The organism is Pseudomonas sp. ES4 (genome assembly GCF_050586665.1).
Classification (GTDB): domain Bacteria; phylum Pseudomonadota; class Gammaproteobacteria; order Pseudomonadales; family Pseudomonadaceae; genus Aquipseudomonas; species Aquipseudomonas frederiksbergensis.
Map to the genome: position 1 here is coordinate 16,348 of NZ_JBOBDO010000004.1, position 15,783 is coordinate 32,130.

Consider the following 15,783-nt stretch of genomic DNA (forward strand, 5'->3'; position numbering starts at 1 on the left):
AAGAGCCGCTTTCCTTCAGTAGCTATTGTGTTGAGTCTGTTTTCACTGAACGCCTGCACCGTCGGCCCGGACTTTCAAAAGCCTCAACCCCAGCAAATCACCGAGTGGTCGAAACCGTCAAAGTCCGCCCCCAGCCAAGCCATCGCCGACACCATGGACGAACGCTGGTGGGACGTCTTCCACGATCCAAAACTCTCGGCCCTGACCCAACGTGCCCTGACCGACAACCTCGACCTGAAACTCGCCAGCAGCCGCTTGCAGCAAAGCCGCGCTGTGCGTCAGGTGATTACCGCCAACCGTTACCCGAACACCGCCGCCACTGGCAGCTACGGGCGTAAACGCAACAGCGGCGAAGGCTTGAGCGATCCGTCGGGACACAACGGCGACTCGGCGTATAACTTGTGGGATGGAGGTTTCTCCGCGTCCTGGGAACTGGATTTCTGGGGTCGTGTGCGCCGCGAAACCGAAGCGGCTGACGCGACCCTGGAAGTCGCAGAAAACGACCGGCGCGGCGTGCTGTTGTCGGTGCTCGCAGAAACCGTCCAGGACTACATTCAGCTGCGTGGTGTGCAAAGTACCCGCGCCGTCACTGAGGAGAACCTCGACGTCGCCCGCCACAGCCTGAAACTCTCGCAGCTACGCCTGGCCGACGGTGTCGCCACCGACCTGGATGTCGCCGAAGCCGCCGCCCAGGTAGCGGCCATCGAATCGCGCCTGCCCGCGCTGGAACAGCGCCAGTCGCAACTGATCAACGCCTTGAGCCTGTTGATGGGCGAGCCGCCGCAAGCGCTGTCTGCCGAGTTATCCACAGACGCCCCGGTGCCGCAAACCCCGCGTCAGGTCGCTATCGGTCTGCCGTCGCAACTGGCCGAGCGCCGCCCCGACATCCGCCAGGCCGAAGCCCGCCTGCATGCCGCGACCGCGAACATCGGTGTGGCCAAGGGTGATTTCTATCCGCGGATCACCCTGTCGGGCAACCTCGGTTCGCAAGCTATGCAACTCAGCGATTTCGGCTCCTGGGGCTCGCGCTCTTTCGGTATCGGCCCGCAATTCAGCTTGCCGTTGTTTGACGGCGGTCGCCTGCGCGGCGTGCTGCACTTGCGCGAAGCCCAACAACAGGAAGCCGCCATCGCCTACCAGCAAACCGTGCTGCGCGCCTGGCATGAAATCGATGATCAACTGACCGCCTACAACGCCAGCCAACTGCGCCGCGACAGCCTTGCCGAAGCCGTGCGCCAGAACCAGATCGCCCTGCGCACCGCGCAACAGCAATATGTGGAAGGGGTGGTGGATTTCGTTAACGTGCTGACGGTGCAAGGCGCGCTGTTGGCGACTCAGGAGCAGTTTGTGGAGAGCTCGACCGGGGTGTCGCTGGCGATGGTCGGGTTGTACAAGGCGTTGGGTGGGGGATGGGAGTCGGTGTATCCGTTGGCGGATATTGTTACCAATAATCCGGTTTGATCGCCGGAGTCTTACGGGTAGGTACCTTGTCTGGAAACTGGTGTGACCGCAGCTCTTCTGCCGAGATGACTCTGCGCATCCAGTGGGAATGTTCTTTTAGCGAGCCTGGTGGGGTTCGTTTGAACCCTGTTCTGTAAGGAAGAACGACACCCACTGTCATTTGGGGAAAGTCTTCTCGGATAGCTCTCAGCGCGGGGGCCATGTCTGTATCCCCGGAAACTAAAACCAGTTGTTGGATGCCTTCAGCACCATTGACCTTGGCTTGTCTGGCTGCTGCGCGATACATGCTTATTGCAATATGGACGTCGGTTTCCTTTTCCTCGAGCTTCCATATGGCAGTTGTATCTTGGCGTGAGGCGCCGATCTTCTTGTTGATAAATCGGGGTGCGCGCGCAGGTTCAAGTTGGTGGCGACCATAATGAACGGCAACATTGTGAGCCCTCAGGGCACGGACGTAAGTGTCTTGTGCCTCTTTGGAAACGATGCCGCGAGTAGCCAGCTCTGGTTTAACCGAGGATGTGAAGTAGTCAATTGAGGCTAGCGAGCTCTGAGGATTTTCAATATGGGCGATATGCGCCAGTAACTGCGGCAGATTTAGCCATTTGTAAGGTGTGTCTGCCAGCAACCCGTAGAACACGTTGTAACCATCAACAAAGAATGCAGTGCGCACAAATCCAATCCTCAGAAACGAAAAAACCGGCCGAAGCCGGTTTTTTCACCCCAACTGCCAGAGAACTGAATCTCTGCGTACGGGGTTGAGTAGTGCGCTGATCCTAAATTGAGTGCATTACGCACGTCAACCATCGAGTCATCAAGGCTCCGCTCAACTGGATCTTTTCCAGCTCCGGCGAGCCAGTTTTGTGCAGTTGCCGGGGCGAGGGTCAAGGCGTGAATTGCCTCATCTGTTAATGATTGTTACGACAGAAGGTAAGACGTGATGCAGGGCTAGCAACAGCGCAAAACGTCTATCACTCTCTTCAATTTTGACTGAGCGATGGTTCCCAATTTCGTGTGGGATTTGGTACCCAGCCCTCATGGCGGAAAGATTAATTTCAGCACTCTGAAAATTTTGTCCTTTTTGAAACATTACATTTCTATCCAATGACGCCCATCCGCTTGACGCCCACCCACGCTGTCATAGACTCCGCTCATCCGTCAGGGAGTTACGGTTATGCGGCGTGTTCGTGTGTGGGTTATTGGATTGACCTTGGTAACGTGCGCAGTCCAGGCGCAAACGCCTGCGCCCGACGATCCGCTGCTGGACAGCAGCGCCAGTGCAAACGTCAGCAGTGAGGCCCGTGGCGTGCTGCGTGCCCGGGATCAGGCGGTGCTCGCCAGTGAGTTGTCCGGACGTATTGTCGAGTTGCCGTTCAGTGAGGGCGAGTCGTTCAAGAAGGGCGACACCCTGGCGCGTTTCGATTGTTCGGCTTATCAAGCCCAACTCAATGCGGCCCAGGCTGCCAGCCGTGGCGCCGGTGAAGAGCTGTCCCACAACAAGCAGTTGGCGGCGTTGAATTCGGTCGGGCGTTTTGAAGTGGCGCGGGCCGCGGCCAAGGTCAGTGAGACTCAGGCGCAATCCCAGGTTTATCAGGTTCAGGTCAAACGCTGCAGCGTGCTGGCGCCGTTCGATGGCCAGGTTGTCGAGCGCAAGGTCAAGCGTTATGAAAGCGTCGCTGCCGGCACGCCGTTACTGGACGTGGTCGACAACCGTACCCTGGAAATTCATCTGCTGGTGCCGTCGCGCTGGATGTCCCGGCTCAAGCCTGGCCAGACCTTCAGCTTTGTTCCCGATGAAACCGGTCAGCCACTGAATGCCACGGTTAAACGCCTCGGCGCGCGGATTGACGAAGGCAGTCAGACTTTGCTGTTGGTGGCGACGCTTCCCAGCGCCAACGGTTTGCTGGCCGGCATGAGTGGCACCGCACGTTTCGCGGAGCTTAAATGAACGCGCCCGTTGCGGGCGGCCCAGAGCAAGTATTCGCAAGGTTTCTGGATCTTGAACGCCTGACTCGCGCCGCTCGCACGCCTGCGCAATTGGCCTACAGCCTGGTCAATGACGGTCAGGCGCTGTTCGGCTTTCGTCACGCGGCGCTGGTGATTGCCGGCAAGGTGCAGGCTGTGACGGGCGTCAGTGCGGTGGAGCCGAATGCGCCATTCGTGGCGTTTGTCGAGCAGGCCGTGGCGCAGTTGTTCAAGCGCGAGATGCTGAAACAGGCGCGGGTGATTCCGCCGAATGTTCTGGGCGAATCTATTCAGGCGGATTGGCAAAGTCTTTCGGCGGCACAGGTGTTCTGGCTGCCACTGATCGATCACCAAGGTGAGGTGTTTGGCGGTCTGTGGTTGGCGCGGGATCTGCCGTGGAATCCTTCCGAACAAGTGTTGCTGTCGCAATTGGGTGACACCCACAGCCATGCCTGGCTGGCATTGCAACCGCGCAAACCGTGGCGACTGCGCTGGACGCGAAAACGTCAGGTAGCGCTGGTCGCGGTGGTGTTGCTCGGGCTGCTGATTCCGGTGCGGCAATCGGTGCTGGCGCCGGCCGAAGTTGTTCCGCTGGGCGGCCGAGTCGTTGCCGCGCCGCTGGACGGGGTGATCGCCGAATTCCTGGTCAAACCCAATCAGACGGTGAAAGCCGGCGACCTGTTGTTGCGCTTTGAAAGCACCACGCTCAGGGCCCAGGCCGATGTGGCCGCGCGCGCCTTGGGCGTTGCTGAAGCTGAGTTGAAGGCCAATTCCCAACGCTCGTTCGCCGATGCTGAATCGAGCTCGAAAATCGATCTGCTGGCCGCACGCGTCGAGCAAAAACGTGCTGAACGGGATTACGCCCGTGAACTGCTCAAACGCAGCGAAGTGCGCGCCGAACGGGCCGGTATTGCGGTGTTCGCCGACGCGGAACGCTGGACCGGTAAACCGGTGCAGACCGGCGAGCGGCTGATGGAAATCGCCGACCCGACCCAGGCTGAGTTGCGCATCGAACTGGCGGTGGGCGATGCGATTTCGCTGGAGCCAGGCGCGCAAGTTGCGCTGTTTCTCGACAGTGACCCATTGCAACGGCATTTGGCCCGACTTGAACGCGCAGCTTACGAAGCACAACCCACGGCCGGCGGGCAGCTGGCTTATCGTCTCGACGCCAGTTTCCAGCAGACGCCACCGCGTATCGGGCTGCGCGGCACGGCGAAAGTCTTCGGTGACCGTGCGCCGCTGGCGCTGTACCTGTTACGTAAACCCCTGGCCGGTTTGCGCCAGAGCGTAGGGCTTTAGATGAGCCTGCCGAACCTGCGCGCAGATTTGCAGCTGACGCCTGCATCACCAGCGCTCGATGGCTCGCCACGCTGGACCCTGGCCGATCCGGTGCGCGGTCGCTATTTCAAACTCGGCGTGGCGGCGATGCGCCTGCTGCGCCATTGGTCCTTGGGTGATCCCGAGCAAGTACTGCGTGCCGCCAACCGTGAGCCAGGCTTGCCGCTGGATAGCGCGGAGCTAGAGCAATTGCTGGCCTTTTTGCGCAGCCACGACCTGATCACCGCCCTGGATCCGCAACAGCGCGCCAGTTACAGCCTCAAAGCGGCCGCTCAACGCCAGTCGCTGTGGCAGATCTTGCTGCACCAATACCTGTTTTTCCGTATTCCGCTGTGGCGCCCGGACGCTTTTCTCAATCGCGCCTGGCCATGGCTGCAGCGCTTCGGTCCGCGCGCGTTGCGCTACGGCTTGCCAGTGACGCTGGGGCTCGGCGTGTTTCTGGTGTCCCGGGACTGGCAGCGCTTTATCGCGACCTTCCCACATCTATTCAGCCTCGGCGGCGCGCTGGCGTTCGGCGTGGCGTTGTTCTTTGCCAAGCTCTGCCACGAGTTCGGTCACGCCTTCATGGCCAAGCGCGCCGGTTGTCGGGTGCAGAGCATGGGCGTGGCGTTCATGGTGTTGTTGCCGATGTTTTACACCGATGTCAGCGATGCCTGGCGGGTCAATGATCGTCGTGCGCGGCTGCTGATTGGCGCCGGTGGCGTGCTGGCGGAATTGCTGTTGGCGAGCCTTGCGCTGCTCGCCTGGTCGCTGCTGCCAGACGGTCCCGGACGCACGGCGGCGTTCATGCTCGCCAGCGCTACCTGGATGACCACGCTGGTGATCAACCTCAACCCGTTCATGCGCTTTGATGGCTATTTTTTGCTCAGTGACTATTGGCAAGTCGACAACCTTCAAGCGCGAGCCTTTGCCCTTTGTCGTTGGCGCTTGCGCGAGTTTTTATTCGGTTACGGCGCGCCGGCACCAGAGCCTTGGTCGCCGAAGATGCAACGGCGTTTGCTGATCTGGGGTTACGGCGCGTGGCTGTGGCGTGCGGCGTTGTTTTTCGGGATTGCGCTGGCGGTCTATCACTTGTTCTTCAAGGTATTGGGGATTTTCCTGATGCTGGTGGAACTGGTGTGGTTCATCTTCCTGCCGATCATGAGTGAGTGGCGGCAATGGTGGGCTCGTCGCGAACAGGCGTATGCGCCTCGGGTGCTGCTCACTGGCCTGGCCCTGTTTGGGCTGTTGCTGATGCTGGTCGTGCCGTGGCGCAGCGCCGTGGAGTTGCCGACGATGCTGGAGGCTGGCCGCGCCAGTGCCTTGCACGCGCCCGTCGCGGCGCGGGTCAAAACGGTAAATGTTCACGATGGTGAAGCGGTTGTCCAAGGCCAGGTGTTGATTGAGCTGGAATCCCCGGATCTGGATTCGCGCCAGGCCATCGTCCGTCGTGAAATCCAGATCCAGCAGTTGCAGATGCGCCGTCAGGCCAGCCGCAGTGAAACCGCCGCCGACGCCGGTATCGTCGAACAGCGCCTGGCCGAAGCGGTCGCCGAATACCGAGGCCTGGCCGCCCAGCGTGAGCGCCTGCTGCTGCGGGCGCCCCATGCCGGCAAGGTGCGTGATCTGTTGCCGCAGTTGGCGGTCGGTCGCTGGTTGTCGAGCAAAGATCCGCTGGCGCGGGTGGTCGAAGACGGCGCGCGGTTACGCGGGTATCTGGCCGAAGTCGAGCTCTGGCGTGTCGCCACGGGCGCCAGCGGGCGCTTCATCGCCGACGATCCGATGCACCCGGCGATTGCCGTGCAATTGAGTGAAATCGACACCAACGGCGCGGAATTTGTCGATCAGGAAGCGTTGACCTCTGATCACCATGGACCGATTGCCGTGCGCCGGGATCAGCATCAAAGAGCGGAGCCGGTACAGGCGCAATATGGGGCGCGGTTGAGCGTCCTCAAGAACGTACCGACCCCGATGCAACCCTTGCGCGGCATTGTGGTGTTGCAGGGGCGCGGCGAGTCGTTGCTGGGTGTCGCCTGGCGGCGGTTGGCGGCGCTGGGCGTAAGGGAAAGCGGTTTTTAGGGAGCGCAACGAAACCGTGTTACCCGCAGGCTGGCAGTGTTGCATTGAACCTGTAACCAAAATCGCGTTTTTCAGACGATTTAGCTTCGATTTGATATCAAAACACCATTACCCGTAAGGCTGTTCATGGTCTACGCTCCCTCATACATAAAGGACTGACCAGGGTGAAGGGATTGCCACAGTTCCATTTTATTTCCGGCTTGCCGCGCTCAGGCTCGACCCTGCTTTCTGCGATCCTTTTGCAGAACCCGCGTTTTCATGCCGGCATGACCAGCCCCGTTGGCGCCCTGTTTTCCGGGGTTCTGGAACAGTGCAGCGCCGGCAGCGAGTTCGGTGCGGTGATCGATACCGATTTGCGCCGCCGTTTGCTTCGCGGTCTGTTCGACTCCTTCTACGCCGACAAGGCCGACAAACCGGTGGTGTTCGACACCAATCGGTTATGGAGCTCGCGCCTGCCGGCCATCCGCGATCTGTTCCCGCAAGCCAAGGTCATTGCCTGCGTGCGCAATGTCGCCTGGGTCATGGACAGCATCGAGCGTTTGTATCGCGCCAACCCCTATGAAAACACCAAGCTGTTCGGCGATGCGATCGAGCGCAACACGGTCTACAGCCGTTGCGAAACCCTGGCGCAGCGCAATCGTCTGGTGGGGTTTGCCTGGGCAGCGCTCAAGGAAGCCTATTACGGCGAACAGGCCGACTCATTGCTGATTGTCGATTACGACCTGTTGAGCCAGGCACCGGAACGGGTGATGCGGCTGGTCTACGACTTTATCGGCGAACCCTGGTTCGAACATGATTTCGACCATTTGGCCTACGACGCACCGGAGTTCGACCAGGCCCTTGGCCTCTCAGGGCTGCATAAGGTGAAGGCCAAGGTCCAATTGCAATCCAGGCGAACGATCCTGCCGCCGGATTTGTTCAAACAGTACGCCGAGTTGTCTTTTTGGCTTGATGGCTCAGCCAGCGCCGCCAATGTCATTCGTATGAAGGCCGACGCCGCGATCAGTTGATCGCGGCGTTTTCATTGATGCCTCAGAAAGTTCGAGTCCGGGTGAGCAGCATGTGGTGGAGCAACGGCAAGTCGCGAGTTACCGAAGGCGCACGGGCGCTGGCCTCACCCATGATCATGTCCCTGGAGCCGCGCATGCTGTTCGACGGCGCGGTGGCGGCCACGGTGGCCGATACCGCTCAGGCAGACAGCCAAAGCACGGCTGATGCCGCCAAGGCACCAACGACCGATCAACCGGCTGCCAGCCAGGACACCCCCGACCAGACCGATGCCACACCTGCACCCGTGGCCGTTGCCGTGCCGGGCCAGACCGTGGTGTTCGTCGATTCGCGGGTCAAGGACGCTGGCAGTCTTCTTCAGGGTATCGCTCCCGGTACCCAGGTGGTTCAGCTGGATGCCAGCCAGGATGGCCTGCAGCAAATCGCCGATTATCTGGACGGCCATCAGGGCATCAGTTCGGTACAGATCATTGCCCATGGCAACGCGGGCGATCTGTGGCTGGGCAATAGCTACTTGTCTGCCGACAACGTCGCGGCCCGCAGCGCGGTACTGACGGAAATCGGCAAGGACATGAACGTTGGCGGCGACATCCTGATCTACGGCTGCTACACCGCCGAAGGTGAGCGCGGCTTGAGTTTTGTCGACTCGCTGGCGCAACTGACCGGCCGTGATGTGGCCGCCTCCAGCGATCGCACCGGGCTCGCTGGCGACTGGGATCTGGAAATTGCCACGGGCACCATCGAAAGCGCCAACGTCCTCTCGGCCACGGCCATGAGCGACTATCAATGGGGCCTGGCGACCTGGACGGCCACCAACAATGCCAATACCGGCGTCGGTTCGTTGCGTGCGGCGATCGCCTCGGCGCAGAACGGCGATATCGTTACCTTCAACGGCAACATGACGGTACAGCTGACGTCCGAGCTGCTGATCAACAAAAACATTACCGTTGATGGCGACTTGAACAACGACGGCGCGGCTGACGTGATTCTCGATGGTCAGTACAGGACCCGAGTGATTGAAGTGTCGTCTGGCAGCATCGTGACGCTCGATGGCCTGGTGATCACCCGCGGCCTGGTGTCGGGCACGGGCGGCAACGGTGGCTACGGTGCCGCGGGCGCGATGGCCGGGGGTGTTTTCAACGCAGGGATTCTGACCCTGAATAACGTCAGCGTAACCTCCAACGGCGCTTCCGGTGGCGGTGGCGGCGGCGGTGTGACGGGCGCTTTTTACGGCGGTGGCGGTGGCGGTGGCGGCGGTTTGGGCGGCCAGGGCGGCGGGCATGGCGGTTCGGCAGGGCCGGGCACCGGCACATTGGGCGGCCAGGCGGGCGGCGGTGGTGTCGGCGGTTACGGCGGCGGTTATGACGCCACCCACATGGGCGGTCGCGGCGGTACCACCACTGGCGGGGCTGGCGGCGTAGGCGTTTCCTATTACAGCAACGGCGGTAACGGTGCGACGGCCACCAATGGCACGATTTCCATTGGCGGCGGTGGCGGCGGGGCCGGTTGGGACAAGGTCGGTGGCGCCGGCGGCAACGCGGTGGGCGGGATCTACAACGCCAGCAGCGGCACCCTGACCATCGTCGGCACCTCGACCATCAGCAACAACATCGGTGCTGGTGGCGGTGGCGGCGGTGGTGGTGGCCAAGGCAGTAATGCCAGCAATGGCGGCATTGGTGGCCGGGGCGTCGGTGCGATCTGGAACAAAGGCACGCTGCTGATGACGGCCGCCAACTTCGCCGCCCTGGCCGGTAATGCCGCGGCCAGTGGTGCAGGCGGTACCGCGCAGGGCGGTGGCAGCACCGGCACCTCACCAACCGCAGTCGCGACAATCTATAACGACGGCGGCCTACTCAACACCGCGTATTCGCCACCGCCGACCGCGACCATTGTGGTCGCTGACACCACGCTGAGCATCGGCGAAACGTCCCTGGTGACCATTACCTTCTCCGAGGTGGTGACTGGTCTCACCAATGCGGACCTGACCATCGCCAACGGCACCTTGACCGCGGTAAGCAGCGGCGATGGGGGCCTTACGTGGACCGCAACGTTCACGCCGTCCGCCAGCATTTCCGATACGAGCAATGTCATCACTCTGGACAATACCGGTGTGATCAACATCCTGGGCACCGCTGGCGTCGGCACCACCAATTCCAATAACTACACGGTCGACACCGTACGCCCGACTGCCCTCATCGCGTTTACCGACACGGCCCTCAAGGTCGGCGAAACCTCCTTGGTGACTATCACCTTCAACGAAGCGGTCACCGGTCTCACCAATGCTGACCTGACGATTGCCAACGGCACCCTGACCGCGGTGAGCAGCGGCGATGGCGGGCTCACCTGGACGGGGACCTTCACGCCGAGCGCGAGCATCACCGACACAAGCAACCTGATCACCCTGGACAACACCGGCGTCAGCGACCTGGCGGGCAACGCCGGCAGCGGCACCACCGATTCCAACAACTACGCCATCGACACCGTGCGGCCAACAGCGACCATCGTGGTGACGGACACCGCGCTGAGAATCGGTGAAACCTCACTGGTGACGATCACCTTCAGCGAAGCCGTCAGCGGTTTCACCAACGCCGACCTGACCCTCGCCAACGGCGTGTTGACGGCGGTGAGCAGCAGCGACGGCGGCATCACCTGGACCGCCACGTTCACCCCGAACGCGAGCGTCAACGACACGACCAACCTGATCACCCTGAACAACACCGGCATCGCGGATCTGGCGGGCAACACCGGCAGCGGCACCACTGATTCGAACAACTATGCGATCGATACGCTTCGTCCAACCGCAACCATTGTGGTGGCGGACAATGCGCTGAGAATCGGCGAAACCTCGCTGGTGACCATCACCTTCAATGAAGCCGTCAGCGGTTTCACCAACGCCGACCTGACCATCGCCAATGGCACCTTGAGCGCGGTGAGCAGCAGCGATGGCGGTATCACCTGGACGGCGACGTTTACCCCGACCGCCAGCATCACCGACACGACCAACCTGATCACCCTGGACAACACCGGCGTGGCGGATCTGGAGGGCAACGCCGGCAGCGGCACTACCGATTCCAACAACTTTGCGGTCGATACGGTGCGCCCGACGGCCACCATCGTGGTGACGGACACGGCGCTGAGAATCGGCGAAACCTCACTGGTGACCATCACCTTCAGTGAGGCGGTCAGCGGTTTCACCAACGCCGACCTGACCATTACCAACGGCACGTTGACCGCGGTGAGCAGCAGCGATGGCGGTATCACCTGGACCGCGACCTTCACGCCTTCCGCGAGTATCAACGACAGCACCAACCTGATCACCCTGAACAACACCGGCATCGCGGATCTGTCGGGCAACACCGGCAGCGGCACTACCGATTCCAACAACTACGCCATCGACACCGTGCGTCCGACCGCCACGATTGTGCTGGCCGATCCCACACTGATCGCGGGCGAAACCTCGCTGGTGACCATCACCTTCAGCGAAGCGGTCAGTGGTTTCACCAACGCCGACCTGACCATCGCCAACGGCACCCTGACCGCCGTGAGCAGCAGCGACGGCGGCATTACCTGGACCGCGACCTTCACACCAACCGTCGGCATAAGTGACCCGAGCAACGTCATCACCCTGAACAATACCGGTGTGGCCGACATTTCCGGCAACACCGGCAGCGGCACCACCAACTCCGGCAACTACACCATCGATACGGTGCTGCCGACCGCCACTATCGTTGTTGCCGACAACGCGCTGAGAATCGGCGAAACCTCACTGGTGACCATCACCTTCAACCAGGCCGTGACCGGTTTCACCAACGCCGATTTGACCCTCGCCAACGGCACGTTGACCGCGGTGAGCAGCAGCGACGGCGGCATCACCTGGACCGCGACTCTCACGCCGAGCGCGAGCATCACCGACACGACCAACCTGATCACCCTCGACAACACCGGCGTGCAGGCTGTCGGCACCGGTAATGTGGGCAGCGGCACCACCGACTCCAATAACTATGCTGTCGATACGGTGCGGCCAACGGCAACCATCGTGGTGACGGACACGGCGCTGAGAATCGGCGAAACCTCGCTGGTGACCATCACCTTCAGTGAGGCAGTCAGCGGTTTCACCAACGCGGGCCTGACCATTACCAACGGCACCTTGAGCGCGGTGAGCAGCAGCGACGGCGGTATCACCTGGACCGCGACCTTCACGCCGAGCGCGAGCATCAACGACACCACCAACCTGATCACCTTGAACAACACCGGCATCGCGGATCTGGCGGGCAACACTGGCAGCGGCACCACCGATTCCAATAACTATGCGATCGACACGGTTCGCCCTACGGCGACCATCGTTCTGGCTGACCCGACCCTGAGTGCCGGGGAAACCTCCCTGGTGACCATCACCTTCAGCGAATCGGTCAGCGGGTTCACCAACGCTGACCTGTCCATCGCCAACGGTACATTGACGGCGGTGAGCAGCAGCGACGGCGGCATCACCTGGACCGCGACCTTCACACCAACCGTCGGCATAAGTGACCCGAGCAACGTCATCACCCTGAACAATACCGGTGTGGCCGACATTTCCGGCAACACCGGCAGCGGCACCACCAACTCCGGCAACTACACCATCGACACGGTGCTGCCGACCGCCACCATCGTCGTGGCCGACAATGCGCTGAGCGTCGGTGAAACGTCGCTGGTCACCATCACGTTCAGCGAAGCCGTCAGCGGTTTCAGCAACGCCGACCTGACCATCGCCAATGGCACGTTGACCGCGGTGAGCAGCAGCGATGGCGGCATCACCTGGACCGCGACGTTCACGCCGACGGCCAGCATTACCGACGCGACCAACCTGATCAGCCTGAACAACAGCGGTGTACAAAATGCCTCGGGCAACGCAGGCAGCGGCACCACCGATTCCAACAACTACGCCATCGACACCGTGCGGCCAACCGCGACCATCGTCGTGGCGGATACCGCATTGGCGCTGGGTCAAACCACGGTGGTCACCATCACCTTCTCCGAGGCGGTGACCGGTTTCACCACCGCCGACCTCACGGCCGCCAACGGCACCCTGAGCGGCCTGAGCACCAGCGATAACATCACCTACACCGCGACCTTCACGCCGAGTGTGAGCATCAACGATGCAACCAATATCATCACGCTGAACAACACCGGCATTGTGGACGGAGCCGGCAACACTGGCGTGGGGACTACCGATTCCAACAACTACGCGATCGACAGTCTGCGTCCGACCGCCACGATTGTGTTGGCCGATACGACACTGGCAGCGGGCGAAACCTCGCTGGTGACCATCACCTTCAGCGAAGCGGTCAGCGGTTTCACCAACGCCGACCTGACGATTGCCAACGGCACCCTGACGGCGGTGAGCAGCAGCGACGGCGGCATCACCTGGACTGCGACCTTCACGCCAACCGTCGGCGTGAGTGACCCGAGCAACGTCATCACCCTGAACAATACCGGTGTGACCGACATCGCCGGCAACACCGGCAGCGGCACCACCAGTTCCGGCAACTACACCATCGATACGGTCCTGCCGACCGCCACCATCGTGCTCGCCGATAACGCGCTGAAAATCGGCGAAACATCGCTGGTGACCATTACGTTCTCGGAAGCGGTGAGCGGTTTCAGCAATGCCGACCTGACGATTGCCAACGGCACGTTGACGGCGGTGAGTAGCAGCGATGGCGGCGTCACCTGGACGGCAACATTCACCCCGACCGGCGCGATCACCGACACCAGCAACCTGATCACCCTGGACAACACGGGCGTGCAAAACGTCTCGGGCAACACCGGCAGCGGCACGACCGACTCCAACAATTACGCCATCGACACCCAGCGCCCGACGGCCACTATCGTGGTCGCTGATGCAGCGCTGGCGGTGGGTCAAACCTCGGTGGTGACCATCACCTTCTCCGAGGCGGTAACCGGTTTTACTACAGCCGACCTGACGGTGAGCAACGGTACCCTGAGCAATCTGAGCACCAGCGATAACATCACCTGGACCGCCACCCTGACGCCGACCGCGAGCGTCACCGATTCGACCAACCTGATTACCCTGGACAACACCGGAGTGATCGATGGGGCGGGTAACACCGGCAGCGGCACAACGGACTCCAACAATTACGCCATCGACAGCCAGCGCCCGACCGCGACCATTGTGTTGAGCGATACAACCCTGAAACCGGGAGAAACTGCGCTGGTGACCATCACCTTCAGCGAAGCGGTGAGCGGTTTCGACAACAGCGATTTGAGCGTCGCCAACGGCACGTTGAGCAATGTCAGCAGCAGCGACGGCGGCATCACCTGGACCGCAACGTTCACGCCTGCCATCGGCGTGACTGACACCAGCAACCTCATCACCCTGAACAATACCGGCGTCACGGACCAGGCCGGCAACGCGGGCTCGGGCACGACCAACTCCGCCAACTATGTGGTGGAAACCCAGGTGCCGACCGCCACCATCGTGGTGGCCGACAACGCCCTCAAGGCGGGTGAAACCTCAGGGGTGACCATCACCTTCAGCGAAGCGGTCAGCGGTTTCACCAACGCGGACCTGAGCATTGCCAACGGCACGCTGAGCAACGTGTCGTCCAGCGATGGCGGTGTTACCTGGACCGCGACGTTCACGCCGACCGTCGATGTGACGGACACCACCAACCTGATCAGCCTCGACAACAGCGGTGTAATCAACGCGTCGGGCAACAGTGGCGTGGGCGTGACCGATTCCAACAACTACGCCATCGACACGGCGCGGCCGACGGCAACCATCGTGGTGGCGGATAACCGCTTGGGCATCGGCGAGACGACCACGGTCACCATCACCTTCACCGAGACTGTTTCAGGTTTCGACCTGTCGGACCTCAGCGTCGCCAATGGCACCTTGTCCAACCTGCTCAGCAGCGATGGCGGCAAGACCTGGACCGCCACCCTGACCCCGACCGCCAGCATCAGCGACACCACCAACCTGATCCTGCTCGACAGCAGCCTTGTGGCAGACGCCGCGGGCAACGCCGGTGCCGGGATCGCGATCTCCAACAACTACGCGCTCGATGCCACCCGGCCGACGGCAACCATCGTGGTCGCCAACCCGAACCTGGGCGTCGGTCAAACCACGCTGGTGACCATCACCTTCAGCGAAGTGGTGAGCGATTTCGACCTGTCGGACCTCAGCGTCACCAACGGCGAGCTCACCAACCTGGCCAGCAGCGACGGCGGCAAGACCTGGACCGCGACCTTCACGCCGACGGCGAGCATCACTGACCCGAGCAACTTCATTGCGCTGGACAGCAGCAACGTCAGCGACGGTTCGGGCAATACCGGCACGGGTGTGGCGGTGTCCAACAACTACACCATCGACACCGTGCCGGTGCAGACGCCTGCCGTGGTCGTGACGCCTGACCCGCTGGCCCGGATCCCACCGCCGGTCACCGTTGCCGATCAGCCCAACGTGCCACTGCAACCGATCATTTTCACGCCCCCGACCGGCGATCTCGGCTCACCGCTGACCTTTACCCCGTTGTTCGAAAGCCGCGTGATCGGCAATGGCATCCGGCCGCTGGGCGACATCTTCATGAACCACGGTGCGCTGGCCCCCAGCTTCATCGCCCAGGTGTTCAGCAGCAGTGACAGCGGCGGCGATGGCTCGGGCAATGGCTTCCTCGGCTTCGGCGGTGGCGATGGCGGGGTGTTCGGCACCAGCACGCTGTCGAGCCTGTTCAATCAGGACGCCGGCAGCGAACGAGACTCGCTGAACTCATTCGGCAGCCAGTCGATCAAGGCCGGGGATGTTTCACAGGGGCTGCGCGGCGTGTTTGGTGCGCCGAGTCTCGTCCAGCAATTGCAACAGCTCAAAGACACCGAGCAACGGCAGGTCGACAGCCTGGCCGCGGCTTTGCGACAGGTCGGCGTCAGCGAAATGCAGGCCTGAAAAAACACCTAAAA

7 protein-coding genes are annotated in these 15,783 nt (G+C 61.7%); 6 read left to right on the plus strand and 1 reads right to left on the minus strand.

Annotated elements, in window-relative coordinates; all coding sequences use genetic code 11:
- Positions 1-27 precede the first annotated feature (27 nt).
- Positions 28-1,461, plus strand: coding sequence for an efflux transporter outer membrane subunit (locus ACQ4OB_RS05980; protein ID WP_102616652.1), 1,434 nt, complete (start codon positions 28-30; stop codon positions 1,459-1,461).
- On the opposite strand, the gene ACQ4OB_RS05985 is transcribed toward ACQ4OB_RS05980, so the two are convergent.
- The gene (locus ACQ4OB_RS05985; RefSeq protein WP_074872434.1) at positions 1,442-2,131 is read right to left on the minus strand and encodes an NYN domain-containing protein; all 690 of its coding nucleotides are present in this window, start codon (positions 2,129-2,131) and stop codon (positions 1,442-1,444) included. The two genes, ACQ4OB_RS05980 and ACQ4OB_RS05985, sit on opposite strands and share 20 nt — an antisense overlap.
- Positions 2,132-2,632: 501 nt before the next feature.
- On the opposite strand from ACQ4OB_RS05985, the gene ACQ4OB_RS05990 reads away from it, so the two are divergent.
- The 5 genes from ACQ4OB_RS05990 to ACQ4OB_RS06010 all read left to right on the plus strand — a co-directional run bounded on the left by ACQ4OB_RS05990 (position 2,633) and on the right by ACQ4OB_RS06010 (position 15,769).
- Positions 2,633-3,406: an efflux RND transporter periplasmic adaptor subunit gene (locus ACQ4OB_RS05990; protein ID WP_074872436.1), complete on the plus strand. Its 774-nt coding sequence runs from the start codon at positions 2,633-2,635 to the stop codon at positions 3,404-3,406.
- Positions 3,403-4,722, plus strand: a complete 1,320-nt coding sequence (locus ACQ4OB_RS05995; protein ID WP_430955282.1) for an efflux RND transporter periplasmic adaptor subunit — start codon at positions 3,403-3,405, stop codon at positions 4,720-4,722. Before ACQ4OB_RS05990 ends, ACQ4OB_RS05995 begins: the two co-directional genes overlap by 4 nt.
- Positions 4,723-6,819: a biotin/lipoyl-binding protein gene (locus ACQ4OB_RS06000; RefSeq protein ID WP_430955283.1), complete on the plus strand. Its 2,097-nt coding sequence runs from the start codon at positions 4,723-4,725 to the stop codon at positions 6,817-6,819. It begins immediately after the preceding gene.
- A gap of 164 nt (positions 6,820-6,983) precedes the next feature.
- Entirely contained in the window at positions 6,984-7,829 is an 846-nt protein-coding gene (locus ACQ4OB_RS06005) for a sulfotransferase family protein (protein ID WP_430955284.1), read from the plus strand.
- Positions 7,830-7,879: 50 nt separating this feature from the next.
- On the plus strand, positions 7,880-15,769 hold the full coding sequence (locus tag ACQ4OB_RS06010) for an Ig-like domain-containing protein (protein WP_430955374.1): 7,890 nt from the start codon (positions 7,880-7,882) through the stop codon (positions 15,767-15,769).
- Positions 15,770-15,783: the final 14 nt, after the last annotated feature.

Coding starts and splice junctions, on each gene's coding strand:
- ACQ4OB_RS05990 (WP_074872436.1), top strand. CDS start 2,633: ATGCGGCGTGTTCGTGTGTGGGTTATTGGATTGACCTTGGTAACGTGC.
- ACQ4OB_RS06010 (WP_430955374.1), top strand. CDS start 7,880: ATGTGGTGGAGCAACGGCAAGTCGCGAGTTACCGAAGGCGCACGGGCG.
- ACQ4OB_RS06000 (WP_430955283.1), top strand. CDS start 4,723: ATGAGCCTGCCGAACCTGCGCGCAGATTTGCAGCTGACGCCTGCATCA.
- ACQ4OB_RS05995 (WP_430955282.1), top strand. CDS start 3,403: ATGAACGCGCCCGTTGCGGGCGGCCCAGAGCAAGTATTCGCAAGGTTT.